The 26,959-nt window shown below is 64.4% G+C and carries 23 protein-coding genes; 19 read left to right on the forward strand and 4 right to left on the reverse strand.

The genetic code is table 11. The annotated features are described in order from the left end of the window. The first annotated feature begins 31 nt into the window (after positions 1–31). The 9 genes from CZ375_RS02365 to CZ375_RS02405 all read left to right on the forward strand — a co-directional run bounded on the left by CZ375_RS02365 (position 32) and on the right by CZ375_RS02405 (position 8,973). On the forward strand, positions 32–1,090 hold the full coding sequence (locus tag CZ375_RS02365) for a ribonucleotide-diphosphate reductase subunit beta (RefSeq protein WP_077597714.1): 1,059 nt from the start codon (positions 32–34) through the stop codon (positions 1,088–1,090). A 120-nt stretch (positions 1,091–1,210) separates the two neighbouring features. Then, positions 1,211–2,152 carry a magnesium transporter CorA family protein gene (locus tag CZ375_RS02370; protein WP_077597715.1) on the forward strand — a complete coding sequence of 314 codons (942 nt, stop codon included), beginning with the start codon at positions 1,211–1,213 and terminating at the stop codon, positions 2,150–2,152. A 682-nt stretch (positions 2,153–2,834) separates the two neighbouring features. Beyond that, entirely contained in the window at positions 2,835–3,863 is a 1,029-nt protein-coding gene (locus CZ375_RS02375) for a DUF4230 domain-containing protein (RefSeq protein WP_077597716.1), read from the forward strand. Positions 3,864–4,380: 517 nt separating this feature from the next. Further along, positions 4,381–4,914, forward strand: a complete 534-nt coding sequence (locus CZ375_RS02380) for an ATP-binding cassette domain-containing protein (protein ID WP_077597717.1) — start codon at positions 4,381–4,383, stop codon at positions 4,912–4,914. 101 nt (positions 4,915–5,015) lie between these two features. Then, positions 5,016–5,390, forward strand: coding sequence for a GntR family transcriptional regulator (locus tag CZ375_RS02385; protein WP_077597718.1), 375 nt, complete (start codon positions 5,016–5,018; stop codon positions 5,388–5,390). Between the two features lie 2 nt (positions 5,391–5,392). Continuing rightward, positions 5,393–6,361 (forward strand): ABC transporter ATP-binding protein, encoded by a 969-nt coding sequence (locus tag CZ375_RS02390; protein WP_077597719.1) that lies wholly within the window; start codon positions 5,393–5,395, stop codon positions 6,359–6,361. Then, the gene (locus tag CZ375_RS02395) at positions 6,362–7,072 is read left to right on the forward strand and encodes an ABC-2 transporter permease (protein WP_077597720.1); all 711 of its coding nucleotides are present in this window, start codon (positions 6,362–6,364) and stop codon (positions 7,070–7,072) included. A 123-nt stretch (positions 7,073–7,195) separates the two neighbouring features. Beyond that, the gene (brnQ, locus tag CZ375_RS02400) at positions 7,196–8,536 is read left to right on the forward strand and encodes a branched-chain amino acid transport system II carrier protein (RefSeq protein ID WP_077597721.1); all 1,341 of its coding nucleotides are present in this window, start codon (positions 7,196–7,198) and stop codon (positions 8,534–8,536) included. Between the two features lie 101 nt (positions 8,537–8,637). After that, a complete protein-coding gene (locus CZ375_RS02405) occupies positions 8,638–8,973 on the forward strand; it encodes a hypothetical protein (protein ID WP_077597722.1) in 336 nt (111 codons plus the stop codon). 6 nt (positions 8,974–8,979) lie between these two features. Here the strand turns inward: CZ375_RS02405 and CZ375_RS02410 are convergent, their stop codons facing one another. Then, positions 8,980–10,023, reverse strand: a complete 1,044-nt coding sequence (locus tag CZ375_RS02410) for an HNH endonuclease (protein WP_159438344.1) — start codon at positions 10,021–10,023, stop codon at positions 8,980–8,982. Positions 10,024–10,162: 139 nt separating this feature from the next. Here CZ375_RS02410 and CZ375_RS02415 point away from each other — a divergent pair, with 139 nt between their 5' ends. Together CZ375_RS02415 and CZ375_RS02420 are read left to right on the forward strand one after the other, a co-directional pair. Continuing rightward, positions 10,163–10,519, forward strand: coding sequence for a DUF488 domain-containing protein (locus tag CZ375_RS02415; protein WP_077597724.1), 357 nt, complete (start codon positions 10,163–10,165; stop codon positions 10,517–10,519). A 247-nt stretch (positions 10,520–10,766) separates the two neighbouring features. Next, positions 10,767–12,335: a DUF438 domain-containing protein gene (locus CZ375_RS02420; protein WP_077597725.1), complete on the forward strand. Its 1,569-nt coding sequence runs from the start codon at positions 10,767–10,769 to the stop codon at positions 12,333–12,335. Here CZ375_RS02420 and CZ375_RS02425 read toward each other — a convergent pair. Both CZ375_RS02425 and CZ375_RS02430 read right to left on the reverse strand, forming a co-directional pair. Next, complete coding sequence (locus tag CZ375_RS02425; RefSeq protein ID WP_077597726.1) at positions 12,332–13,822, reverse strand: AAA family ATPase; 1,491 nt, start codon at positions 13,820–13,822, stop codon at positions 12,332–12,334. The genes CZ375_RS02420 and CZ375_RS02425 overlap by 4 nt on opposite strands. Positions 13,823–13,832: 10 nt before the next feature. Beyond that, complete coding sequence (locus CZ375_RS02430; RefSeq protein WP_077597727.1) at positions 13,833–16,583, reverse strand: DUF2201 family putative metallopeptidase; 2,751 nt, start codon at positions 16,581–16,583, stop codon at positions 13,833–13,835. Between the two features lie 138 nt (positions 16,584–16,721). On the opposite strand from CZ375_RS02430, the gene CZ375_RS02435 reads away from it, so the two are divergent. Continuing rightward, the gene (locus CZ375_RS02435; RefSeq protein WP_234966813.1) at positions 16,722–17,471 is read left to right on the forward strand and encodes a DNA/RNA non-specific endonuclease; all 750 of its coding nucleotides are present in this window, start codon (positions 16,722–16,724) and stop codon (positions 17,469–17,471) included. Between the two features lie 146 nt (positions 17,472–17,617). Here CZ375_RS02435 and CZ375_RS02440 read toward each other — a convergent pair whose 3' ends face one another. Continuing rightward, entirely contained in the window at positions 17,618–18,850 is a 1,233-nt protein-coding gene (locus tag CZ375_RS02440; protein WP_077598728.1) for an MFS transporter, read from the reverse strand. A 234-nt stretch (positions 18,851–19,084) separates the two neighbouring features. Between CZ375_RS02440 and CZ375_RS02445 the strand changes: the two genes are divergently transcribed. From CZ375_RS02445 to CZ375_RS02475, 7 genes are all read left to right on the forward strand, one after another. After that, complete coding sequence (locus CZ375_RS02445) at positions 19,085–20,125, forward strand: zinc dependent phospholipase C family protein (RefSeq protein WP_077597729.1); 1,041 nt, start codon at positions 19,085–19,087, stop codon at positions 20,123–20,125. Between the two features lie 7 nt (positions 20,126–20,132). Beyond that, positions 20,133–20,648, forward strand: a complete 516-nt coding sequence (locus CZ375_RS02450) for a very short patch repair endonuclease (RefSeq protein ID WP_234966815.1) — start codon at positions 20,133–20,135, stop codon at positions 20,646–20,648. Positions 20,649–20,733: 85 nt separating this feature from the next. After that, positions 20,734–21,534, forward strand: coding sequence for a metallophosphoesterase (locus CZ375_RS02455; protein WP_077597731.1), 801 nt, complete (start codon positions 20,734–20,736; stop codon positions 21,532–21,534). A gap of 1 nt (position 21,535) precedes the next feature. Beyond that, on the forward strand, positions 21,536–22,072 hold the full coding sequence (locus CZ375_RS02460) for a DNA-deoxyinosine glycosylase (protein ID WP_077597732.1): 537 nt from the start codon (positions 21,536–21,538) through the stop codon (positions 22,070–22,072). A 49-nt stretch (positions 22,073–22,121) separates the two neighbouring features. Further along, complete coding sequence (locus CZ375_RS02465) at positions 22,122–24,170, forward strand: GDSL-type esterase/lipase family protein (protein WP_077597733.1); 2,049 nt, start codon at positions 22,122–22,124, stop codon at positions 24,168–24,170. Between the two features lie 93 nt (positions 24,171–24,263). Then, positions 24,264–25,505, forward strand: coding sequence for a deoxyguanosinetriphosphate triphosphohydrolase family protein (locus tag CZ375_RS02470; RefSeq protein WP_077597734.1), 1,242 nt, complete (start codon positions 24,264–24,266; stop codon positions 25,503–25,505). 30 nt (positions 25,506–25,535) lie between these two features. After that, a complete protein-coding gene (locus tag CZ375_RS02475) occupies positions 25,536–26,876 on the forward strand; it encodes a replication-associated recombination protein A (RefSeq protein ID WP_077597735.1) in 1,341 nt (446 codons plus the stop codon). Positions 26,877–26,959: the final 83 nt, after the last annotated feature.

Here is a 26,959-nt window from a genome sequence, read left to right on the forward strand (position 1 = left end):
AGGCAGTCAGGAAAGCGAGAGGGGAGAGGCCATGGCCATAGAGAGGGACGCGCGTCTTTCACGCAAGGCTCTGTTCAACCCGCAGGGTGACATCGAGGTGCGCGACCGTCGCATGATCGGCGGCAACACCACCAACCTCAACGACTTCAACAACATGCGCTACGGCTGGGTGAGCGACTGGTACCGTCAGGCCATGAACAACTTCTGGGTTCCCGAGGAGATCAACCTGGCCCAGGACGTGAAGGACTACCCCCGCCTGAGCGAGTCCGAGCGCGGCGCCTACGACAAGATCCTGAGCTTCCTGGTGTTCCTGGACTCCCTGCAGAGCGCCAACCTTCCCAACGTGAGCGCCTACGTCACGGCAAACGAGGTCAACCTCTGCCTGGGCATCCAGACCTTCCAGGAGTGCGTGCACTCCCAGAGCTACTCCTACATGCTCGACACCATCTGCTCGCCCGAGAAGCGCAACGAGATTCTCTACCAGTGGCGCGACGACGAGCACCTGCTGAGGCGCAACACCTTCATCGGTGACAACTACAACGAGTTCGTGGAGCGCCAGGACGCCCGCGCCTTCCTGCACGTGGTGATGGCCAACTACATCCTGGAGGGCGTGTACTTCTACTCGGGCTTCATGTTCTTCTACAACCTGGCCCGCAACGGCAAGATGCCTGGCAGCGCCCAGGAGATCCGCTACATCAACCGCGACGAGAACACCCACCTCTGGCTCTTCCGCAACATCATCTCAGAGCTGCAGAAGGAGGAGCCCCAGCTCTTCGACGGGCATATGGTGGCGGAGCTTCGCGCCATGCTCGAGGAGGGCGTGCGCCAGGAGGTGGCCTGGGGCCGCTACGTCATAGGCGACCAGATTCCCGGCCTCACGGGCGACATGGTGGAGAGCTATGTGCGCTACCTGGGCAACCTACGCTGGAGCGCCTTGGGCTACGGCAACCTCTTCGAGGACAACCACCGCGAGCCCGCCGACATGGCCTGGGTCAACCAGTATTCGAACGCCAACATGGTGAAGACGGACTTCTTCGAGGCCCGCTCCACTGCCTATGCCAAGTCCACGGCCCTGGTGGACGACCTGTAGGATCGGATTGGGTGCGGGCGTTCCCGCACGCACGTCTTTTGACAGGGGGAGCGATCCATGTGGCGGCTCCCCCTTGTGCTAGGCTTTTGACATTTGGCCACACGTCGGGGGGAGGCATGCGTGATAGAGATATACCGCACCGAGGACCGCGCCACCTCCCGCGTGGAAGACATGGGCCCGGGCAGCTGGGTGAGACTCAGCGCGCCCACGCTCGAGGAGGTGGACGAGGTCGCGCGCAACTTCGGCCTCGAGCGTGACGACCTCCTTGCTGCCATCGACCCAGAGGAGAAGGCCCGCGTCGAGCAGGAGGGCGACACGCTCATGGTCCTGGTGGACGTGCCCTCCGCCCGAGAGGACCTCGAGGAGCGCGCCCGCAACACCGTGCCGCTGTGCATCATCCTCACCAAGAACAACGTGGTAACCATCTGCACGGAGCGCTTCGCCCTCCTGGACGACTTTTCCTCCGGCAAGGTGCGGGACTTCTCCACCTGGCGGCACAGCCGCTTCGCCTGCACCATCCTGCTGAGGCTGGGGCTCTTCTACCAGCAGGTCCTGGTGGACATCGACCGTCGGCGCCTTGAGCTGGAGGGGCGCATGGACGGCTGGATCAGCGAGGGCGACCTCTTCTCCCTGCATGGCCTGGAGTCCTCGCTGGTGTACCTCTCAACCTCCCTGCAGGGCAACGCCAACGTCCTGGGGAGGCTGAGGCGCCTGGAGCGCCTCCTGTGCCACCAGGGGCTGGACGAGCTGCTCGAGGACGCCATCGTGGAGCACCAGCAGGCCATCGAGATGGCCCAGATCTACCGCAACGTCATCGACGGCACGCGCGACCTCATGTCGTCGGTCATGGACCTGCGCCTGAACGACGTGATGCGCCGCCTCACGGTGATCACGGTGGTGCTCTCGGTGCCCACGATCGTCTCGGGCTTCTATGGGATGAACGTGGATGCGCGCTGGATGCCGCTGTCGGACTTCGCGCATGGCTTTGCGATCATCTGCATGCTGACGGCACTGGTGTGCGTGGTGCTGCTGGCGCTGCTCAAGCACCGCCGGGTGTTCTAGCGCCGCGGTGGCGGCGGCTTTGGAGCCCGGCGACAACGAAGCGCGCCTCTCGCCGCAAAGTGCCTGTTGGTGAGCGGCGCGTCCCGTTTTGTTATCAGTTCTGGTGCCCCAGCGACAACAAGATGCCGCGCCCCTCTCGGCAACTGGGGCTTCATGCCGGTCGCCGCGTCTTGTTGTCGAATGCGGCCCATATTCGACAACAAGTCGCCCGCGCCCCGGCGTTTGCCCAGTTGACGCGCGAGAGAGCTGCCATCTTGTTGTCGCTCGGTTCTTTTGGCCTCGCATCACTTACATGTCCTATGACGAGAGGTGAAGTGACACGTGGGCGTGCTGAGGCTCAGGGTCTCTTGACCATAATGGAGAGGGTGTCAGATAGGCCCAGCAGAAAACTTGCGCTGCAACCCAGTACATGCGCAAGCGAGACGATGTCGGTGGCACTGGGGACATATCTTGCATTCTCTCAGTTGGAGATTGTTTGCCCAGATACCCCTATGGCTCTGCCCAGCTCATTCTGATTGAGATGTGCCGCGCGACGCGCGATTGCGATTCGTGAGCCAATAATCGCTCTTTCGTTCACTGCGGCACCTCCATCTTCTTGTGCATGCTGGATTCGCCTCAGAGGCAAGCGAGACAAATGCTAGCGCTGATAGGAACGGAGGTCTAAAGTGCGTTTATAAACTATATGAAACATTATCATTACAATAAGAAAAATGAGGACGGTGATGAAGTGAGCACGCGACGGTACAGGGAGTGTCGTGAAGAGGCCGGAATCAGTCTGGAGAGTGCAGCGAGCGAACTTCAGGTGAGCGCATTTTCGCTCCTCTCCTTTGAAGAGGGGCTAGCGGAGCCCAACGCTCTCGTTCTTCGCAGGATGGCGTTACTTTATGGATGCACCGGGGACTGGCTGTTGGGTGTAGAGACTTCGACTTTTGCAGATCAAGAACAGAGATTGGAGATCGTTATGTCGGAGAAGGAAGATTTGACCGAGGAAACGGGCTCTTCCGTGTCGGATTCCCGTGAAGATGCGGGGTTTGTTGACGGAACTCAGCCGGTGGTCCCAAAGCATCAAGGTGGTCTTGCAAAAGGACTCAAGCTACTTCTGCCGAAGAGGCGCTACGTGGCGGTTGTGTGTCTTGCAGTGGGATTCTTTCTTGCTTTCCTATTGCAGGGAGCGCTTCAGAGAAGAATCGCGCCAGAGGGGCAGGCGGTCAATTCGTCCGTAGTATTCGAGCGCGTTATTGCTAGGAACGAGATGGTGGCCGCTTCCCAGCGTTATCAGATTATCGAGAAAGCGGAGGACCAAAACCAACTCGAACTTCTTACATGGAAGTTCGACTTACCTTTTACGACCCACAGCTATTGGTACCGTTTTGTCGGCACGCTTAAGGCTGGCGTTGACCTGTCGAAGGCAAGATTCTCCGAAAGTACCGATCGGTCCGTGACGGTGACGCTTCCCAAGCCAACGCTCATCTCCAATACACCAGACCTGGAAGAGTCAGGCGTACTTGAAGAGCACAACAACATCCTCAATCCGATTCACGTTGAGGACGTCGATGCGTTCAGGAAGCAGTGTATGGAAAAGGCAGAGTCAGGAGCGCGGGAAGGGGAGCTGTTCGCCGACGCCAAAACGAATGTAGAGCAGAACATCAGGGACCTGTTTGCTTCTGTAATGGGCGATGACTTCGAGGTTACCTTCATCTGGGAGGAATAACTGAAATGAAGCAGAAGATTATTGTTGCTGCCGTAGCACTTGTGCTGCTGCTGATCGCATGGGGCATATTCAACAACATGGTCCTATCGTGGGGCTAACGTTCCTTACCTTATTACATCGCCCCCGCGCGTCTGGTGCAACAAAGCACGCACCTCGCCGCGAAGCGCCTGTTGGCGAAAGGCGCGTCCCGTTTTGTTGTCGGTTCTGGTGCCCCAGCGACAACAAGTCGCCGGGAACCTCTCGGCAACTGGGGCCTTGCGCCGGCCGCCGCGTCTTGTTGTCGAATGTGGCCCATATACGACAACGTCTCGGCTAGGCCCCGGCGTTTGCCCAGTTGACGCGCGAGAGCCGCCATCTTGTTGTCATGCGCTCCGGTATCCCTGACGCCCTGGTGCTGGCGTTCTCGTGCGTCCTGATGGGGGTGCTGCTGTGCGCAAGGACCTAGGCAAGGCCGGTTGTCCCCGCCGTCGAGGCGGATGTCCAGGAGTTCCGTTACGAGGGCGGCACCGAGCCGACCCTGAAGGACGTCTCGCTTGAGCTTGCCTGCGGGGGCCTGACCGTGCTCACGGGCCTTTCCGGCTGCGGCAAGACGAGCCTGCTCAGGCTGGTCTGTCGTCTCATTCCCGACTTCTTCGAAGGCAGGCTCAGCGGCAGGGTGGCGGTGCTCGGCCGCGACTGCGCCAGCTACGCCTCCGGAGAGATCTCCAGGCATCTGGGCCTGTTATTTCAGGACCCACGAGGGCAGTTCCTCTCCGCTCGGGTTGAGGACGAGATTGCCCTTACGGGAGAGAACCTGGGCATGGGATACGACCGACTGCGTCAGCGCGTAGAGGAGGCGCTGGACGATGCCGTCCTCGGCCGCAACGACGCGCGGGCCATCAACTACCTGCCGCTCCCTGACGCCGGCTTTGCCGTTCCCACGCCCGACCACTACCTGCCGCTGCTCACGGTTCTGGGGGCATCCCAAGACGAGGTGCCCCAAGTCTTCAACCGAAAGCACACGTTGGGGTCCATTGCCATGACCAGCTATGCCTTTGGCATGGAGGAATAGGCCGTCCGCCACTCTCGCTCAGACGCACTTGACAGGTTCTCCTCACGTTACTACTGTGTATATACAACATACACAGTAAGCACGTAAGAGAGGAGTGCCGCGTGGAGATTGTGCTCTCAAACTCGTCGGGAGTCCCCATCTACGAGCAGATAGCCTCGCAGATTCGCTCCTGCATCCTTTCGGGCGAGCTTGACCCCGGTGAGGCGCTGCCCTCGATCCGGGGGCTGGCCGCCACGTTGCGCATCAGCGCCATCACCACCAAGCGCGCCTTCGCGGAGCTCGAGGCCCAAGGTCTCATAGAGACCGTGCCTGGAAAGGGCAGCTTCGTCGCCGGCATAGACCCCGAGCTCCTGCAGGAGGAGCGCCTCAGGCGCGTCGAGCAGGCCCTGTCGCGGGTGCTGCTGGAGGCGCGCGAGGCGCAGCTTGGAAGGCAGGAGCTCGTCGAGATGCTTGACCTGATGTTTGAGGAGGAGTAGGCATGGCAAGGTGCATGGAGTCGTCCGTGGGGACGCTTGACCTTTCGGGCGAGCCCTCCGACCTGCGCGTGCGGGGGCTCGCAAAGAGCTTCGACGGTTTTGCCCTCAAGGACGTGAGCTTTGGCGTGCCCCGGGGAAGCGTGGTGGGGCTCGTGGGTCAGAACGGGGCCGGAAAGACCACCATCATGCGTGGAATCCTGGGGGAGCTCGCGTTTGACGGAGGCGAGGTGGAGCTCTTTGGCCAGCGCCTCTCGGGCCTGGACGATGCCGCGCTCAGGGCCGTCAAGTCTCGCGTGGGCTTCGTGAGCTCCGTCTGCGCCTATCCCGGCGAGATGAGCGTGGCTCAGGTTGCCACCATGCACTACCTTGCCTACCCGCAGTTTGACCACCAGCTCTTCGAGGAGCTGGCAGAGCGTATGGGGCTGCTTCCGCACGACCCCAGGCCGCATCTCAGCCATGCGGCCCGCAAGCTGGTGAAGGACCTTTCTCGCGGCATGGGCATGAAGCTGCAGCTGGCCTGCGCCCTGGCCTGCGGGGCAAGCCTGCTGGTCATGGACGAGCCCACGGCCGGACTCGACCCCATCGTGCGCGAGGAGGTGCTGGACATCATCCGCGAGTACCTGGAGCCGGGCGACAAGTCCGTGCTCATCTCAAGCCACATCACCAGCGACCTGGAGCACCTGGCGGACTACGTGATGATGGTGGACGCGGGCGAGCTGCTCTTCTCCTGTGAGGTGAGCCGCATAGAGGACGAGATGGGCCTGGCCCAGCTGCGCGCCGCAGAGCTGGAGCAGGTGCTGCGGGCGGACGAGAGGGGCTTCGGCCCGTTGCGCGCGCTGAGGCGCTCCGGCGTCACCGCGCTGCTGGTGGCAGACCGCCACGCCTTTGGGAGGCAGTTCCCGGACTATGTCTGCGACCCCGCAGACATAGACGACGTGATGACGCTCATGGTCAAGGGAGAGGTGATCTAGGTGAGGTCCCTGCTGTATGCGGACAGTTGTTTCGCCCTGCGCAGGATGAAGCAGTATCTGCTGGTTGCGCTGGTAATCGCGCTCGTTCCCGTGCTGTTGGGCGTATCGAGAGGCAGCGATCCTCTGGATATTCCGGCCGCATTCCAGATGATGGTGGGAATCGTCGCGCTCTACGTGATGCTCTTCTTCACCCTCTGCGCCAGCTTTCAGGCGGACGAGATGGGCGGCTGGGAGCGCGCCCGCCTGACCCTTCCCGTCACCCGGCGCGATGTGGTTCTGGGGCGCTACCTCTTCATATTGCTCTCCCTGTGTTCCTTCGACCTGGTCATTACGCTGTTGGGCGTTGCCTCGGCCTGTCTTCTGCCACAGGCATTCCCTCTCATGCGCGATGCCTTCGACCTCGGGGGGATGCTGCTCGCGGGAGCGGGGTCCATTGCGGCGTTTCTGGCGCTCGTATCGCTGCAGATGCCCTTCCTCTTCATGTGGGGCGCGCGAAGGGCATCGTTCGCGCTGTCTCTGCCTGCGCTGATCCCCTTGGCATCCATGGTCATTCCCAAGGACGCCGTTGCGCTCGTGGCTCGCGCGGCCATCGTTTGGGTGGGATCTTGGGGCCCGTGGCCGGTCCTGCTCGTGTGCCTGCTGGCGGCGATGGTGATGTACGGCCTCTCCGCCCTGCTGTCATGCGTGCTCTACGAGAGGCGCGAGCTCTAGGGGAGGGGAGGCGGGCGCGACATCCGGCGGACCCGCCTCCCCGCTCGTTTCGCCTGTGATACGTGATCTTCCGGGCGCTGGCGCACATGCTATTCTTCTCCGAAACGATTTGGAGGTATGAGCATGTCAAACGCCACAGCGCCCACGGGCCTCACCAAGGACAAGCTAGACGCGAAGGGTGGCCTCGTCGTAGGCATCACGCTGTTTTCCATGTTCTTTGGTGCGGGCAACCTCATCCTGGCACCCCTGATGGGGCTCTTGTCTGGTGTTCGCACCCCTGCGGCCCTTGTCGGCTTCCTGATCTCTGCGGTGGGGCTTCCCGTGCTCACAATTGCCGCGATAGCGCTTGCCGGCTCCGCGCGCGAGCTGGCAAATCGCATCGACCTCACCTTCTCCAAGGTCTTCGTTGCCCTTGTTTACCTGGCCATTGGCCCCTTCCTTGCCATTCCGCGCACGGCAACCACCTCGTTCGAGATGATCCGCCCCCTGCTTGGAGACGAGCTTCCCGTCCAGCTGGCGCTCTTCCTGTTCTCCCTGCTCTTCTTCGTGGTGGCCTACTTCATGGCCATGCATCCCAGCAGGCTCACCAGCCTCATGGGCAAGCTCTCGGGTCCCACGCTGATTGCCCTCGTGGTCATTCTTCTTGCGGCGACCTTTGTGGCACCTCCGGGGTCTGCGGCTGGCGTGGCCTCCGCTCCCTACGACGAGCTCCCGCTCGTGGCGGGCTTTGTCACGGGATACCAGACCATGGACGTGCTCGCCGCCCTTGCCTTCGGCATTGTCATCTCCATGAACGTGCGGGCCATGGGAGTTGATTCCGCCGAGGGCGTGGCGCGGCAGGTCATGCGCTCCGGCGTTGTGGCAGGGGCGTGCATGGCGGTCATCTACTGCGGCTTTGGCTACCTGGGCGCGGTCATGGGCAGCGTTGTCCCCGATGCGACGAATGGCGCAGAGGTCATCTCCGCGGCGGCGTCGGTGGAGTTTGGCGTCGCCGGAAGCGTCCTGGTCGCGGCCATCTTCACGCTCGCCTGCCTTAACGTGTGCATCGGCCTGATCTGCTCCATCGCGGAGTACTTCTCCGTGAACTACTCCCGCATGGGGTACAGGCGCTGGGCGCTTCTGGTGACCATCCTCTCGTGCCTGCTTTCCAACGTGGGCCTCACGGCAATCCTGGGCTACTCCGTGCCGCTGCTCTCTGCCCTCTATCCTGTGGCGATCGTCCTGGTGATCATGGGGCTGGTGCAGAGAGGTGGGGCGCAGGCCCATGTCCCGGCATGGAGGCTCTCCGTGGCGCTCTGCGCAATTGGAAGCGTTGCCGTGGCGCTCCGAGACGGCTTCGCCCCAGGCGTGGAGCTGCCGTTTGACCTGCTTCCCCTTGCCAGCATGGGCATGGGCTGGGTGCTCCTGGCGCTGGTGGGCTTCGCGATGGGTCTCGCACTGGAGCGATTTAGGGCAAAGAAATAGAACGATCCGATAAGTGGCGCTCGTCCTTTTGGGGATCTGACTTTTTCTCCCACTTGGATCATGCTCTTCAAACCACGAAGGCATGAGCGAGAGGAGAGGAAGTGGATCTGGTTGACGTTGATCGCACGTGGGCGCTCAAACATGGACTCGACTATGGCACGCATGAGGAGATTGAGAAAAGGAGAGGCTGTGGCATCGTCAACTTCCCCAAATCAGCTCCGATGGCATACCTCTGGTCTGAACCTCTCCGCCATGAGCTGGAGCTGATTGCCTGGAAGAATGGCCCTGCGTGGTGCGGTTGCGTTAACTACATCGGGCCAGAGTACGCTTGCGCCAGCGCTGAGGCACCGACCCTCAAGGAGCTGGTGACCCAGCTTCTGGACGAGGTCGTGTACCCAAGCCTTGCAGAGTACATCCTCACTCCAACTGATACGTAGCCTTAGTTATGCGGCGCCCGCCTGTTGGCGCACGAACTGCTCGAAGTGCATTGCCAGCAGGGAGTCAGACGGCCTTTTTGCCCTCTCGTTCGGAACGCGGATGGGCTTGTCTGCATAGCGGGCATAGGCCGAGCTTGCGATACGTTGGGAGAGGCGCAGCACGTGCGTCTCGGGCTCTATGGCAATGAGATTGGCGTCGTAGAGGAGATGTATATCAGCGCGCATCAGGATTCCGTTTACTATCCGCTGAGACCTCGTTCCGCGATACGGGTCGATGTGTGCCGCCTGTAGGGTGTCGAGGACGTCCGTCTGCGTGACGGCACAGCTTCCGCCATATGCTGCGATAAGCGCCTTTCTAAAGTCTGCCTGTCTCTCCCTTCGAACGCGACGGTCAAACTTCAAGGCTTTCTCGCTGTCCGTGTCTTCGGCAAGCAGAAGGGCCTCCGCCTCTTTACGCTCTTTTCCCGTCAGGTCGGATGGCATGAACGAGTAGAAAAGGCCTAGCGATTCCGTCCGCTCGTTGACGGGCCCATGCAAAGTGAACGTCTCGGTCTTCTCGTTGTAGCGTTCGACATAGGCAAGGCCGAGGACGGTGAAGCCACCTCGTTTCTTGTCCTGCACGATGACCCCTACGGGAACTCCGTCCTCCAGATTGCGCATGAGACGCTCATTTGATTTGTCGGTGCTTCGCTTTCCTTCGGCAGTCCGATGGGCCTTGTAATCAAATATCCAGCTTCCATCGCCCCTGTCGATGACGTCCTTGTCGCTGTAATACCTCTGACTCTTAGATTGAACGGTCAGCGCGTATTGAGCCTTGCCGGCACCCTTTGAGGGCAGATTCTCATAGCTGGGGTAGTGGATGCCGCGCTGCGAAGCTACTGTGATGGGTAGCCCGGGAGGCGCGTCCTCACCATAAGGACGTTTGTCGATGTGCCTTCCCTCCTGCGCCATGAACCAGCTGAAAGCGGCGGCGAACTCAGGGGGTGCGAGCCTCTCGGCTCGCCTCAGAGAGAGGAAGGAGACGTCACAGGTGTAGATGAGATCTGACATGTGCTGCCCTAACGGTCCGTCTTGCATCTACGAGAACTATAGGCATTACGTTAATCCTGGTCTGATTAGATCGGCGTGTGGACCATTGCGAGACTGATGGGTAGGATATGCGCTGTAGCCAGGAAGGCGGAACGGGAGCATGCCTGAGATTCGCATCAAGCGCGTGTATGAGGAGCCGTCAGCCGGCGACGGCTATCGGGCGCTGGTGGATAGGCTGTGGCCTCGCGGCATCAAGAAGGAGCTCCTCTCTCATGACCTCTGGGCAAAGGAGCTTGCGCCATCCACGGAGGCGCGCAAGGAGTTTGTCCACAAGGCAGAGAACCTCCCCGCGTTTCGCGCGCGCTACCTCACGGAGCTTGACTCCAGCGAAGCCGCGGCCCGCCTTGCGGACGCCCTTCTCTCGCACGATGTGGTGACCCTGCTCTATGCCGCCAAGGACTCCCAGGTAAACCATGCCGTCATTCTCAAGGAGTGGCTGGACTCCCGCCAGGGGTAGGGCAGGCGCGGCACCTGCCCCCTACAGGACGAAGAGCATTGCCGAGAGAGCCATGCGCACGGCTCCCGCGATCACGAAGAGATGCCAGAATGTCCTGCGCCAAAATGCCGCGGCTCATTGTAGAACCTGCTCATCTGTTGTAAATGCAACAAATTAGTTAGCTTGGGAAAACTAGAATGCAGGCAACGAGAAGCAGGCGTCGGTCGCCCACGAGCCGCGTCGCCAGAGAAGAAGGGTGGAAATCCTGATGGACGAGAAGAAGATCGACCTCGAGAAGAGCGTGTTTGAACTGGTGAGCGCATACCCTGAGCTCAAGGATGTCCTTGCTGGACTGGGTTTCGACGAGATTTGCAAGCCGGGACGCCTGCAGACCATGGGGCGCTTCATGACGCTGCCCAAGGGTTGCGCGCACAAGGGACTGCGGCTCGAGGACGTCGTGGCGGGCCTCGAGCGTGAGGGCTTCTCGGTCAGCGGTGCGCCACAGGTCAGCGCGGATGCTCCCGCGGCGGTGGCCAGCACCCTCGAGGAGCGTCGGATGCTGCTGAAGTCCCTGCTCGAGCGCCTGCAGGCTGGTGAGGCGGTGGAGGACGTCAAGGACGAGTTCGTCGCCAGCTTCAAGGACGTGGAGAGCTCGGAGATTGCCGCGGCAGAGCAGGAGCTCATCTCGGGCGGAGTTGCGGTTGAGGAGGTCCAGCGCCTCTGCGACGTGCATGCCACCCTCTTCGAGGGGCACCTCGCCTGCGGGCCCGCCTCCTCCTCTTCCCCGTCTGAGCAGCCAGGGCATCCCGTCTGGGTACTCCGGGAGGAGAACGCTGCCCTGTCCCGCCTGATCGGTCTGCAGGCCCGCCCCGCCATCGAGCGTGCGCGCCGGGGTGGGATGGAGGACGCTCCTGCGCTCCGTGCCGCCATCGGCGAGATGGGGCAGCTTGCCGTGCACTACAAGCGCAAGGAGGAGCTGGTCTTCCCCTTCCTGGAGAGGCACGACGTGACCGCTCCCTCCAAGGTCATGTGGGGCAAGGATGACGAGGTGAGGGCCCTTCTGAAGGAGAGCTCGGCGCTGGCGGAGGAGGCGAGCGGCCCCGCCACCCTCCGTGCGGCTGCCGATCGGTTCGAGGAGGCCTGCGAGGCCGCGGACTCCATGGTCTTCAAGGAGGAGAACATCCTGTTCCCTCTGGCGCTTGACACGCTCAACGCCCGAGAGTGGCTGCAGGTGAGCCAGGACTCCGCCGAGTACGGGTACGCGTTCATCGAGGAACCGCCCGCATGGAGGCCCTCCATGATGGAGATGGCCGAGGCCGCTGTGCAGGAGGCGGAGGCGGAGAGGGCCGCTCGGGAGCAGGCGGACGTTGCCGACGCATCGAAGGACGGCAAGGTGCACCTCTCAACCGGAGAGTTCACCGCGGCAGAGCTCGAGGCGGTGCTCAACACCATCCCCCTGGACATGACCTTCGTGGACAAGGACGACAAGACCCGCTACTTCAGCCACGGGGAGCATCGCTTCTTCGCGCGTCCCCAGAGCTGCCTTGGCCGCGACGTCTACGACTGCCACCCACCCAAGAGCCAGGCCATGGTGCGCCAGGTCTTCGACGACTTCCGCAGCGGCGCACGTGATTCCTACGAGTTCTGGATCCACATGGGCGAGCGCTTCCTCTACATCCGCTACTTTGCCGTGCGTGACGGGCAGGGAAACTACCTCGGCGCGCTTGAGACCACCCAGGACATCGCCCCCATCCAGGCCATAGAGGGAGACAACCGTCGCGGTGCGGACGTGCGCCGAGAGGAGCGCGAGGCCGCAGGGGCCGCCGGTGGCTGCTAGCCCAGGTCGAGCTCGTCCACCAGCTGGGCAAGGTCCTCTCCACGCTCATGGAGCATGAGGCGCGTGCTCTGGCGGACGAACTCCGCGCTTCCGTGGCGGGTGAGCACGCGCATGAGAGAGGGGTCCACGCTGAGGTGCGTCATGAACAGCAGCAGCTCCTGCCCTCCCGAGAGGCACTCGTCCGCGAAGCCCAGGGCGCAGTCCAGCTTTGCGGCGAGAGCCTCCTCCCGGAGGTCCTCGGCACGGAGGAGCTCATCCAGGTGACCCTTGGCATCAAAGCCCCCCGCCCGCCCGCCTGCCGCGGCTCGTGCGGCCTGCGCGCGCAGCCGCTCGGCCGCCTCCGCCCTGAGTGCCAGCATGAGCTGGCGCCTTGCGCCGCAGGCAGAGCCCGAGCGGGCGCGCTCGAGCTCTGCCTGGCAGCCTTGGGCAAGCTCCTCCAGGAGGGGGAGTGGCTCGCCCTCCGCCTCGGGAAGGTCCTCCCGCAGGCGCGTGAGCGCCTCCCGCTCCGCGTCCGCCTCGTGCGCCCCTGACAGCAGGGCCTCGAGCAACAGGTTCACCAGGGCGAGCCTCTCGTCGAAGCGCGCCTCACGGGCGCGTCGCGCGATCTCTGGGCCTGCCGCGCCCGCCAGGATCTGGTCAACCTTGTAGTCGTCCTGGTAGCGCTCGAAGAGCTCCAGGTAGAGCGAGAAGTCCTCGGCCACCTCCTTGTCCTGCAGGTACTGGGAGACGAGCTCCATCCCCGCCCCAAGCCCCTCGTGGCGGTAGGCTACGAGCATGCGCGAGAGGTCCTCCCATCCGCGGGCGGTCACCAGGCGTGGGCCCGTCACCGACGCGCGAACCCTGTAGAAGTTCTTGGGCTTGTTGGCGAGGTAGCTGGTGATGGCGGGATGCACGCCGTGGCTCACGGCGTAGTCCATCCACACGTCCAGGTCAGGCTCAACGTCGATGCGTTTCATGCGGTCCATCATGGCGGGGTCGAAGTCGCGGGCCGCGCGGTTGTACTCGGGCGGGTTGCCGGCGCAGACGATCGCCCAGCCATGGGGAAGGGCGTGCTCGCCAAAGGTCTTGTACTGCAGGAACTGCAGCATGGCGGGCATGAGGGTCTCCGAGGCGCAGTTGATCTCGTCCAGGAAGAGGATGCCCTCCCGCACCCCCGAGGCCTCTATGGCGTCGTAGGTGGCGGCGATGATCTCGCTCATGGTGTAGCGGCTCACGCGCCAGCTCCTGCCGCCGAACTCAGCCTCGGAGATGTAGGGCAGGCCCAGGGCGCTCTGCCTGGTGTGGTGGGTGATGGAGTACGAGACGAAGTTGACGCCCAGCTCCTCCGCCACCTGGCTCACGATGGCCGTCTTGCCGATGCCCGGCGGGCCCATCATGATGATGGGGCGCTGCATGCGCTCGGGAACCAGGTAGAGGCCGTGCTCGTCCGTTGCCAGATAGGCGCGGACGGCACCTGTGACCTGCTCTATTGCCGATTTGATGTTCATCAGGATCCTCCTAGTAGACCGACATTGACTCAAACTCGCCGGGATGAAGGGTTATCTGCAGCGCCCATGCCGGCACCAGCTCGGGACGGTGGTCCTCGTCGTAGAAGACGAAGGTGGTCTTGTAGGGCGGCACGCGCTCGGGATAGACACCCCAGCCGTCCGTGAAGTAGATGAGGCCCGAGAGGTCGTCGAACTCGCCCTTGGCCAGCAACTCGTCCACGTAGCGAAAGGCGGGGCGGAAGTCCGTGCCTCCCATGCCATAGAGCTTGATGTTGCGCCTCCAGCGGTCCAGCTCCGAGAGCGAGCTGATCTTGGTGTCGCTCTGCACGCGCATGTCCGCCTGGATGATGTGGATGTTGACCCTCTCGAAGAAGCTCGCCTCGCTGGTGAGCACGTCGAAGGTGGCGTCTATGAACTGCTGCACCACCGTGTTGGTGACCGAGCTCGACGTGTCGATGACCAGCGCGAAGTCGCGTATGCGCCTCTCGTCGCGATATTCCAGGGGCTCGATGAGCGGCATGTCCCCGTAGAGCCTGAGCCCGTAGCTGTAGAAGACGTAGTCGAACTCGTCGTCCGAGAGGCGCATCTCCTCGCTGCGCACGGCAAACTGGCGCAGGAACTCACGGTAGTCCACTCGCTCGTGGCTGCTCACCTCGAGCTCGCGCATGAGCGAGCCCAGGCGCTCGCCGCGCGCCTTGGAGAGGGTCTCCAGGTCAACGCGCATGAGCTTGGCAGCTTGCTCCCAGCGCTTGCGGGTCTCGTCGAGCTGGGCGGGCAAGGGGGGAGAGGACCCTGCGGCGGGGTCGGGCGCTGCGGGAGCCTGGCTGCTCTTTGGCTCTTGCTCCGGCACCTGCCCCTGCCCCGCGCCGTCGTCATGGCCGCCGTCCGAGATGCCGTCCCGGTAGTCGCTGCCGTGAGCGCCGGATTGCGAGGAGTCCGCTCCTTGGCCTTGGCCGCCGGGCATCTCCTCGGAGGAGGGCTCGCCATCTGCGGGGGCGTCGTCCCTCTCGCCGCCCTTGCTGCCAAACCAGCGCGCGTGGTCGTCCGAGAGGAACAGCTCAGACCAGCTTTCCCGCATGTTCTCGTATGCGCCCTTGCGCAGGTGGTGATAGATCTGCTCGGCCCCCATGCCGGGATGGAAGTCGCGCGAGAGCTGGTCGCGCACCATGTCCATCCGCGCGGACCTCTCGTCGTCGCGGGGGGCAACCAGCTCCGCCACCAGCTCCTCGGCCACGATGTCGCAGGAGAGGCTCCATGCCTTGGGGTCAACCTGGCTTGTGACGAAGGGATGCAGCAGCAGGCAGTGCACCAGGAGGTGTGCTAGCTCCTGAGTGGGCGCCTTGTGGGTCGCCTTGTATCGGGCGAGAAGAGCCCCTGCGTTCACGTAGAGGCTCTGCCCGTCCGTGGAGAAGAGGGGCTCTGCCACCGCATGCGCGCCCGCGCCCGCCGCCGGGTCTTTCACAAGCACGGGCGAGAGAAGCGCGGCAGCGGGGGCAAGGAAGGGGTTCTGGCTGATGAGCTCGCCTTGGGCGAGCTCAAGCACGCGCAGGGCGAGCTGATCCCTGTTGCCTGCCGCCGGCGTGGATGGGAGGGCCGCTGCGGCCTTGGCCTGCTGCGCTGCGCCCGTGGCCGAAGCATCGATGGGCGTGTGCGGCTCCGCCTGAGCCTGGTGCGGCTTTCTTGGGCGCAGCCCCTGCTGAAGCTGGGCAAGCAGCCAGGCCGCAGCCTCGGCATGGCCCGCCTCGGACGCCGCCTCGATTGCGGGGGGCAGGTTGTCCCCCGTGAGCGTCTGCGGCCAGACGGAGATCGCCTTCAGGGAATCCATGAAGCCGTACTTGGCAAGCAGCTTGAGCAGGAGGCCGTTTGCCCCCTCGCCCACGGGGGAGAGGTGGGGAACCATGTCGTGAATCAGGTCCGCGTCATCTTGGAGCCAGCTCAGCGTTGCCATGCGGCCGAGGAACACCGCTGGCGCCTGCTCGCACACGAAGGCCACCACGCGACGGTCCGCCTTGGGGACCACCAGGTTGCCCAAGATGAGCTCCATGCTGGAGTCACCCATGCCCCTGGCGCGATGGAGCTCGAGCATGCGCCTTCCCAGTTCGAGGCAGGCGTCCGCGCAGGCACGGTCCTGCTCGCGCGGGTGGCGCAGGGCGTGCCAGGCCTTCACCACCGCGGCGCGGAAGAGGTCGTCGAACACCACGGGGTCGAAGAGCCCCTCCTCGGCCAGCCGTGCCACCAGCCTGCAGCTTGCCGCCACGTCGGTGCCTGGGGCCCAGGGCGCGCCCGCAAGCTGCTCCTTGCCGTTGAAGGGCTCGAAGACCTCCGTCGAGACGGTGGGGTCCATGTTGTTCACGAAGAGCGTGGGGCTTTCCCGCACCAGGTCGAAGCGGGTGAAGGCCCCCTCGTGGGGAAGAAGCGCGCGCAAGACCTTGGGGCGGCGTACGCCTCCCAGGAGGTCTACACCCAGGGCGAGCAGGCGGCGGGCGTTGTCTTCCCTGGCGCAGCGCAGGGCCAGGGCCAGCGCCCAGCCCGTATAGGCGAAGTCCCCGCCAAAGCCGTCCCAGACCTGGCTCACCGCGTCTGGACCGCCCAGGCAGGCGGCGCGCTCGAGCAGGTCAACGACCTCTGCGGCAGTGACCTCGCCGCGCTTGGCACAGGACGCGAGACGGGCAAGGACGTCCGAGAGCCGTGGTGCGTCTTGGGAAGAGATGGCCCTCCGGGCCAGGACGAGCAGTCGTTCTGCCTGAGTGCCTTCGGACATGCCGTGCCCCCTCTCGCCTCTGCCTCTTGCGTTTCAACAGCAGAAATTATCCCATAAGGGTCGGGGTTTCATACCAGCGCCAAGATCTTGTCCGGCCAGGGTGTTAGACTCCGGCCGGGGCAACGGAAGGGGGCGTACGTGCGAAGTGTTGTGCGGAAACGGGCGGTTGCGGTAGCGCTCTGCGCGAGCGTGCTGCTGCTTCTGCTCTCGGCGTGCGCGCCGGATGTTCTGGCTGGCCCCTTAGGCGCTGGGCGCCTGGGCGCGGGCGCCTCCTACTCCCTCTGGGATGAGTCCGAGAGCCCCAACTACCTGCGATTGGTGGGGGAGGCCAAGATCGAGGGCACGCTCGAGCCCGGGCAGGTGGAGTATGCGCCTCTCGACGGGCTTGGCCGTGCCGGCCGCGTGAGGGCGTGCATAGACAAGCCCATGATGGACGCGGGTCGCGCGCGGGAGCGCTTGCGCAACCTGCCCAATCCGTCCGGTTGGCCGCGGGGCAACGAGGAGGTTGCCATCGAGCTTCCTAGCGGACGGGTGTATCACGGATGGTTCTGGAACCGCTGTCACCTGCTGGCAAAGTCGTTGGGTGGAAGCGACGAGGCGGAGAACCTCGTCACGGGCACGCGCATGCTCAACGTGGGGGCCAACGACGGCCAGGGCGGCATGGACATGTTCGAGACGGCAATCCGCCGCTGGCTCGACGCGTATCCCCAGGTGAGCGTGCAGTACGTGGCAACGCCCCTGTACGAGGGAGACGAGCCGGTCTGCCGGTCGGTGATGGTGGACGTGCTCTCCTCGGACGGTGCCATCAACGAGCGTCTCGAGGTCTACAACTGCGCCAAGGGCTACCAGATCGACTACGCCACCTCTCGCTTCGCCCCTCTCTCATAATTCCCACGCCACCCCCCAGCCCAGCTGAAGACTGTAGGAAATCCCCACAGGAAAAATTTTTTCCTGTGGGGCTCTGAAGGTTGCTGTGGCGAGAGGCGCCGGCGAGGTGGGCGAGAAGCCGCGTTGTGTCGGGCGCCGCGGTGGCGCTACCTCTCCTCGCCCTGCCTGTCGGGGACCTTGAGCATCATCACGAAGCCCACCACGAACAGGATGACGATGGAGAACACGCCCAGGCTGCCGTTGCCGGTGCTGGCAGTCATGGTGCCCACGATGAAGGTGCCCATGATGGCCGCGTACTTGCCGAAGATGTCGAAGAAGCCGAAGTACTCGTTGGCGTGCTCCTTGGGGCAGAGCTTTCCGAACTCGGAGCGCGAGAGCGCCTGGATCCCTCCCTGGAAGAGGCCCACCATGATGGCCAGGAACCAGAACTCGATGGCGCTGCGCAGGAAGAACGCGGCAAAGCAGGTGATGAAGGTGTAGCCGCCAATGCCCACCAGGAGCATGGTCTTGGTGCCCAGCTTGCGTCCCAGCTTGCCGTAGATGATGGCCGAGGGGAACGCCACGAACTGCGTCACCAGCAGCGCCAGCACCAGTTGCGCCCCCTCGATGCCCAGGTCGGAGCCATAGCTCGTGGAGAGCTTGATGATGGTGTGCACGCCGTCGATGTAGAAGAAGTAGGCAATGATGAAGTAGCGCATGGTGCGGTTCGCCCAGATGTCCTTGAGCGTCTTGCCAATGCCGCCCACGGCGCGCAAGAAGGCGTGGCTCTCGAGCGGCTTGAAGTGGGTCTGCTGTACGTCACGCAGCATGGGGACGGTGAAAAGCACCCACCAGGCGGCAGTCAGCGCGAAGGAGATCTGCATGGCGGTCTGGAGCGTGATCCCGATCCTGTCCTTGCCCAGCACCACCGCCAGGCAGAGGATGAACGGCACCACGCTTCCGATGTAGCCCCAGGCATAGCCCTGGCTGGAGACCTCGTCCATGCGCTCGTCGGTGGTTGCGTCAACCAGCAGCGCGTCGTAGAAGACGATCGACGAGTTCAGTGCAACGGACGAGAGCACGTACACCACAAGGAACGCGGTGGCGCTGGTGGGAAAGCCCATGGCAACGGTGGCGACAACGCCGGTGCCCACGGTGCCGATGATGAATTTCTTCTTCATTCCCTGCATGTCGGCAATCGATCCCAGTATGGGCATGAGCAGTGCAATCACCAAAGACGCGATGGTCTCGGCGTAGCTCCAGGCAACCAGGGCCGGTCCGTCGGCGAGCGACTTGAAGTAGATGGGGATGACGCTTGTGGCCAGAAGCATCAGCGCCGAGTTGCCCACGTCATACATGATCCAGCTCTTCTCGGCCTTGGTCATACGCTGCTTTCCCACGGTGTCCCCCTCCATAAGGCCTGCGTGACAGCGCACATTGTACGTGGACGGCAGCTCCTTTCGGACAGGAGCAAGACCCGTGACGGTGAGCGGCCCGCCTGGCCCGTATCCAATACCGGATGACGCGCATGCAGAGCTTGTGTCTGCCGCGTAAAGCCTCTTTTGCCACTTGCATCACGCGCGACAAAACTTGACCATGGAAGTCCCAGGCATCGCGTAAGAGGGAGGCCACACATGCCTGCGATCCTGACACACGAGTTCTTTGGCCGGGACGCCTTCGCGGACGTCGCGGCCCAGCTTGGCATGAACACGCCCGAGGAGAGGGACGCCTTCCTCCTGGGCAACCAGGGGCCGGACCCCCTCTTCTACCTCATCGCGGACCCTCGCGTGGCCGAGTCCAACCACGTTGGCAGCCTCATGCACCATGTGCGCCCGGCAAAGCTTCTGAGCTCGCTTCATGACGCGCTCAGTATGCTCTCGAACGCCGAGAGAAACGTGGGCAGGGCGTATGCGGCAGGCTTCCTCTGCCACTACCTGCTGGACAGCAGCGTGCACCCGTTGGTCTTCTCCACCGAGTACATGCTTTGTGACGCCGGGGTGAATGGCCTCGACCGCTCGGATGGAACGCCGGTGCATGCGGAGATAGAGCGCGACATAGACGAGATGGTCCTCTATCGCAAGCTGCACAGGACCGTCCGCAGCTTCAAGCCCTACAGCGAGGTGCTGCGCGCCTCCGACCAGACGCTTGCCGTCATCGACAAGCTCTACTTCTACATGAACCTCTGGACCTTCAGCCGCACGCTGGACCTCGACTGCTACACCCGCGCCGTCAGGGCGTTCCGCCGCGTCCAGAGGCTGTTCTACACGCCCGCCAAGGGGAAGACCCTGGTTCTCTCGCCGTTGGAGCGCGCCCTTGCGCATCGCCGCTATTCCCTGTATGCGGCCATGTCGCATCGCAACCGAGCATCGGAGCACTCTGACTTCGCGAACGAGGAGCACGCGGTCTGGGAAAACCCCTTCACGGGTGAGCCGAGCACCGAGAGCTTCTGGGACCTCTATGAGGAGGCGCTCTCGCGCGTGTTCGACGCCGAGCGCGCGTTCTTCTCTCCGGGGTTCGGCGAGCTCTCTGCCAAGCGGCTCACGGGCAACCTCAACTTCTCGGGCCAGCCCACAGACCCCGTCAGACTGGAAGAGCCGCCCGCGCCCGAGCCACGGGCCTGCGTCCCCACCCAGGACCCAGCCATGGCCCAGGCCATGCCTCCGGCAGGCGCATAGGGGCGGCGTGGAAGGGGTCAGCGCAGCCACGCGTCACGTGATGCAGGCCAACAAGAGCAAGAACACCAAGCCAGAGCTGCTTGTTCGCTCGGCTCTGAGGCAGGCGGGCCTTACAGGTTATCGCCTGCACTGGAAGAAGGCCCCGGGGAGGCCCGACATCTGCTACCCGGGGCGCAGGCTGGCCATCTTCGTGAACGGCTGCTACTGGCATCGCTGTCCCTACTGCAACCTTCCCCTCCCCAGGTCAAACGTCGAGTTCTGGCAGGCCAAGTTCCAGCGCAACCGCGCGCGCGACCGCCGCGACGTGGAGGGGCTCATCGCCAGCGGCTGGACCGTGGCGGTCATCTGGGAGTGCAGGCTCAAGGGAAGCGCGCTCGAGGCAAGCATGGAGGAGCTTGTCCGTCTGGTGAGGGGTTGCGCCAAGGACCAGACGGGCGGCCGCCTGGTCGAGATCGGCTCCACCGCCCCCTGGAGGCTGCGCGTCACACGCGAGCGCTACCATCGCCTGCGCGTGCCCCGCTGATGTGGGGCCTGGGTGCTGGTAGGGTAGAGGGTAGACGTGGCGCCACGCATCGCCCGCATGGCGTCCTCTTGGAGAGGTAGGGACAATGGCAAGCTACGCTTTCTCAGACGTGCACGGACACCTGGCCGCGCTCGATCGCTTGCTCGAGAGGGTCTCTCCCTCCTCGGCCGACCGCATCTACATGCTGGGCGACATGATCGACCGCGGCCCTGACCCCGTGGGCGTCATGCAGCTCTGCCGCGGCCTCCCCAGGTCGGTGGTCCTCATGGGCAACCACGAGGACCTCATGCTCTCCTACCTGCGCGACCAGTCCGACCCTGTGGTGCGCCTCAACTGGGAGCGCAACGGCGGCACGAGCACGGCCGAGGGCCTGCGCGCGATGGACGACCTCAAGCGCATCGAGCTGCTCGACTGGATTGCGTCGCTTCCCAGCTACGCGCATGCCTTCGTGGGCGAGAGACCCTACATCCTGGTGCATGCCGGCATTGCCACGACGGGCCTCGCCCCTGCCGAGACCTGGACGGACGATGTCTTGGAGCAGCTGCTCGCCACCCAGCGCAGGGACGACCTCCTCTGGATCAGGGACGAGTTCTGGGGCCAGCCCACCCACCTCCTGAACGAGCGGGGAGAGGGGCCCGTGGTAGTTGCGGGGCATACCCCCAGCCTCTACCTGCCGGGCATGGCGGACCGCATGGGACGCATGCCCCTCGGCGACGACGGCCGCTGTCGCATCGTGCGCGTCGGCGCCTGCGCTGCCACCTGCATGGTGGCGGACCGCTGGGACATCGACTCGGGCGCCGCGAGCGGTGCGGGCATGGGCCAGGTGAGCATGCTGCGCCTGGACGACGGGGCTGAGTTCTACGAGCCCGTTCGAGAGGGGGAGTAGGATGGGCGACCCTGAGCTGGTATCGTCCCCGCTGCCTGCGGTCTTCTTCGAGGACAGCTACGTTCTGCTCCTGGGCAGCCTTCCCAGCCCCAAGTCGCGCGAGAGGGGCTTCCATTACGGGCATCCCCAGAACCGCTTCTGGCCGCTCATGGCCGCGCTCTGGGAGGAGCTGCCGCCGAAGGACCTGGAGGAGAGACGCTCGTTCCTGCGCAACCACCACCTCGCCCTGCATGACGTGCTCCGAAGCGCGGAGATTAAGGGCGCCTCGGACGCCTCGATAGCCAGCCCCGTGGCAAATGACCTCAGGCCCATCCTGGAGGCAGCCCCCATTCGGCGCATCTTCTGTACGGGCTCCACGGCGGGCAGGCTCTACCGAAGGCTCATCGAGCCAGAGCTCGGCATACCCTGCGAGGTGCTGCCCTCCACCAGCCCCGCAAACGCCCGCTGGCGCATGGGGGACCTCCTGCGCGACTACGCGGTGGTGCGCGAGGTGGTTGAGGGCGCGTGCTTCTCGGGTGCCGCGTTCCCCAAACTCTGAGAGAATGACAGCGCCGAGCGACTACACGAAGCTGAAATGAGAGACGTCGATGAGGCTGAGCGAGATGACAGGGAAAGAGAGCCCTGCCGGCGACCTTCTGAGGGGCGCTGGCAAAGACTTCCTGCACGGGCAGCTGCGATGCGTGGACGAGGGAGGCGGCTGGGTGAGGCCCTGGCGCTTCTCGGCAGACCAGATGCGCGCCCTTGGCAGCTGCCAGGCCTGGCATCCGGGTCTTTTCAGGCAGATGGCGCGCACCACGGCAGGCATCTGCCTGGAGCTGACCACCGACTCATCCGAGATCGTCGTGGAGCTGCGAGTGGACGAGGAGCCCAGCGCAACCAGGGCCGTGCTCGACTACGTGGACGGAGCGCAGGTTGAGGCGCGTATGCCGCACGACGGCGTCTCCCTGGACGTGGACGGCCGCCATGTCGCGGCCGCGATGCCGGGCCAAGACGAGGAGCTCATGGCCTTCGCGCTGGACGACCCGGACGGCGCCCCTGCGGGTGGCATCATGCAGCTTCCCGGGTTCGGGGGCAAGCATCACGTGCGCGTGTGGCTCCCGTGCCTGCGCGGCTGCGTGATCAGGGACGTTTTGGGGAACGGCACGTTTCTGGAGCCCGTGGACCCGCGCCCGCAGCTTCTGGTGCTGGGGGACTCCATAGCGCAGGGCTTCGTGTCTGACGACCCCGCGCTCAGCTGGTGCGCCCTTCTGTCCCAGAGGCTGGGTCTTGACCTGGTGAACCAGGGCCTGGGGGGACAGGTCTTCCAGCCTGGCTCCTTCTACGGCTTTGCCGAGGGCGTCTCCCCCCAGAAGATCGTTGTCGAGTTTGGCGCCAACTACCGCTACGAGCACTGCCTGGACCGCCGGGTGACCAGGGACATCCGCTCCTACCTGCTGGAGGTCTCAAGGCTCTGGCCCGCGGTCCCCACCTGGGTGCTCACGCCGCTCTGGCATGACGAGCAGGGCTATCCCTCCCACAGCATGAGCTGCTGGGAGCGCGTCCCCATCTTCCTTGCGGCGCACTGCGCCCCTCACGACCAGATGCGCCTGGTGGACGGCCGGCGCCTGCTCGACCCCAAGACCTCGCTCATGGCGGACGGCTTCGAGCACCCCAACCCCCAGGGACAGCGCCAGCTTGCCCTGCGCTTGGCCGCAAGCATCGAGGCGACGGACGAGACGGGCCAAGACGTCCTGCGCGCCCGCGCCAAGGAGGCGCTCAGAGACGCTCCCAGGAGGGCCTTCCCGCTGGTGGAGGCCGTGCGAAGGGGGCTGGGGCGCGTGGTCTTCGCGCGCGTGGGCTGCGTGCTGCTGGAGCTCCCGGACGGTCAGGAGCTCTTCTGGGCGTCTGATTACGAGCTTGGCCGCTCCGTTATCGCCGCCGTCATGAAGGGGCAGGTGGTGGACGCGCTCGAGCCCGGCCTGGTGAGGGACATCGAGCTGACGCATGGCCTGGGGGAGGTCTCTCCCTACCATCTGGCCATCTACGAGGGCTCCGATCCCCTTGAGCCTGATGCCAGCAAGGACATCCGCGTCCTGGACGAGAGCCACTTCAGCCAGGTGCGCGCCCGCTACAGCCATCCCGAGTATCAGACGGACGACCAGGTGAGGGCGCTCCTTGCCGCGGGGAAGGTCCTGGGTGGCTTCGAGGGAGGCGAGCTCGTGGGCTTCATCGGCGAGCATCCCGAGGGATCCATGGGCATGTTGGAGGTCTTCGAGGGACACCGCAGGGCCGGCTGGGCCCAGGCGCTCGAGGCCGCCAAGATCAACGAGCAGCTCTCTCTGGGCCTTGTGCCCTGGGGGGAGATATATCCAGACAACAGGGCGTCGCTCAGGCTTCAGCGCAAGCTTGGGCTGCGGGTCACCCCCTCCAACGAGCAATGCTTCCTCTCGGCACGCGTCGAGGCCGAGCTCCGGAAGGAGTTTGCCCAGATGGATGAGGGCGAAGCGCCGGCGAGCGAAGGGAAGGCTGCCATCTTCGAGCGGCATGCAGCCCCCGAGGCCAGCGATTCCCTCGCACGCCTTGCGCAGGAGCTGGGGCTGAGGCTCGTGGACGAGGTCTGTGCCCCTCCCACGCCCCTGGAAGGGGACGACGCCTAATTGCTGTCCGCCCCCCCCGCGCTATGCTGTGAACAGAAAACCAGACGGCGGGGACGGGCTGGCCCAGGTCCCGCCACATTGTTTGGAGGAAGCATGCCCCAGCTCGTTAATCCCATGGCGCCAACACTTTCCGGCAGGCTCTCGCCCCGCGCGAGCGAGCAGGTCCTGCAGCTCCGACGCGCGGGCGGTCTCTCGCCCTTCGCCACAAGGGACGAGCAGGTCCTGCGTCGCAACCCAGACCATGACGGTGCCAGCGTGCTGCGCCCCGCCTTCGTGCGCGACTGCGAGAAGGTCCTGCACACGCCTGCGTACAATCGACTCAATGGCAAGACCCAGGTGTTCTCCTTCCGCCCCGACGACGACATCTGCCGCCGGGGCCTGCACGAGCAGATGGTGGGGCGCGTCGCCCGTGACATCGGCCGCGCGCTGGGGCTCAACCTCGACCTCATCGAGGCGATCGCCCTGGGGCATGACGTGGGCCACACGCCCTTCGGCCATGCGGGGGAGCGCTTCCTCAATGGCATCTACCACCAGTGCACGGGTCGCTGGTTCTTTCACAACGTTCAGAGCGTGCGCGTGTTGGACGTGCTCTATGGGCGCAACCTCTCTCTGCAGGCGCTTGACGGCATCATCTGCCACAACGGAGAGTTCGAGCAGCAGACGTTCGAGACGAGCGGGCTCTCCGGCTTTGAGGAGTTCGACCGCATTGTTGACGGGTGCTGGGAGAGGGGAGACCTCGCCATAGGCAAGCTGCGTCCCATGACGCTCGAGGGCTGTGTGGTGCGCGTCTCGGACATGATCGCCTACGTGGGCAAGGACCGCCAGGACGCCCTGCGTGCGCACCTGGTGGACGCCGACGGCTTCGATGACGGGCTGGGCGGGGCCTACAACGCCTGGGCGCTGTCCGCCTTTGCGGCGGATGTGGTGGAGAACAGCCTGGGCAAGCCGCGCGTGGAGATGAGCGAGGAGGGCTTTGCGGAGCTCAGGCGCGCGAAGCGCGAGAACTACCAGAAGATCTACGCCGCCAGCGAGGTGAACGGCGACTTCGCCCAGGGCGTCGAGGAGCTCTTCGGCCTGCTCTACGAGCACGAGCTCGGGGCCCTGCGTGCCGGCAGGGAGGAGAGCGCCATCTTCGCGCAGCACATTCGCCCGCTGGAGAGGCATCTCTCCCATTACGGCCGCACGCATGACTTCGAGGCGGACCCAGACCAGACGGTCTGCGACTTCATCAGCGCCATGACGGACGATTACTTCATTGCCAGCTGCGAGGCGCTCTTCCCCGAGGCCCGCAGGCTCTTCCCGCAGCGCAGCTACTTCGATGGCGTGCGGGCATAGGCCTTCGGCCCCTGGTCTACAATTGCTGTCATGGATACCCTCTTCTCACAGGCAGAGCGCTACAAGCGCAAGGCAAACGCGCCTCTTGCGGTGCGCATGCGCCCACAGTCCCTAGACGAGTACGTGGGCCAGGAGCAGGCCGTTGGCCAGGGCTCCTGGCTCAGGCGTGCCATCGAGCACGACACGCTCTCGTCGGTCATCCTCTATGGGCCTGCGGGCACGGGCAAGACAACCCTGGCGCGGATCATCGCACACACGACGCATGCGGAGTTTGTCGAGGTCTCGGCCATCACGGGCACGGTGAAGGACCTGCGGCGCGAGACGGACCTCGCCGAGAGCCGCCTGCTCACGCAGGGCAGGCGCACCATCCTCTTCGTGGACGAGATCCATCGTTTCAACCGCTCGCAGCAGGATGCCCTGCTGCATGCCGTGGAAGACCGCACCGTCGTGCTGGTCGGTGCCACAACCGAGAACCCCTACTTCGAGGTCAACTCCGCCCTCATCAGCCGCTCGCGCGTGGTTGAGCTGACGGCGCTGGACGAGGGGTCCCTGCGCACCCTGGTCCTTCGCGCGCTGGAAGACGAATCCGGCCTGCAGGGTCGCTTCTCTCTTGCGGACGAGGCCCTGGATGAGATCGTCACCCTGGCGGGTGGGGATGCCCGGAGCGCCCTCACCTCGCTGGAGCTTGCCAGCCAGATGGCAAGCCCGAGCGGTGACGCCGAGTCCCCTGGCGCAGGGGACCGCGTTGCCATAGAACTGCGTCACGTGCGCGAGGCAAACCCGCGCCGCGGCCTCGCCTACGACAAGTCCGGCGACATGCATTACGACATCATCTCCGCCTTCATAAAGTCCATGCGTGGCAGCGACCCGGACGCGGCGCTCTACTGGCTCGCCCGCATGCTGGACGCTGGAGAGAACCCCAAGTTCATCGCGCGTCGAATATTCATCCTCGCCTCTGAGGACATAGGCAACGCAGACCCGCAGGCGCTTCTGGTGGCCGAGGCCGCCTTCAAGGCGTGCGAGGTCATCGGCATGCCGGAGTGCCGCATCAATCTGGCCCAGGCCGTGGTCTACATGGCCCTCGCGCCCAAGTCCAATGCGGCCTACCTGGCCCTTGGGCGTGCCCTTGCCGAGGTGCGACAGGGCCCCAGGCGCGAGGTGCCCAACCACCTGCGCGACCGTCACCGTCCGGGGTCTGACGAGTACGGTCCCTACCTCTATCCGCATGACTATCCCACGGGGTGGGTGTTCCAGCAGTACCTTCCGGATGGCCTTGAGAGGGGGGACTTCTACCACCCTGGCCCGCGGGGATGGGAGGCGTGGCGCATAGAGTCCTGGGGCCATGACCACGAGGAGGGCCCGCAGTCCTAGTCGTCCCCTGTTGCCTCCCCTGCGCTGGGGCCAACGCCATTTGGGTAGAATGATGCGCAACGCAGGCGACGGGCGGGCATCTC

Origin of the sequence: Olsenella urininfantis (genome assembly GCF_900155635.1) — a bacterium.
In the GTDB taxonomy this organism is placed as follows: domain Bacteria; phylum Actinomycetota; class Coriobacteriia; order Coriobacteriales; family Atopobiaceae; genus Olsenella_G; species Olsenella_G urininfantis.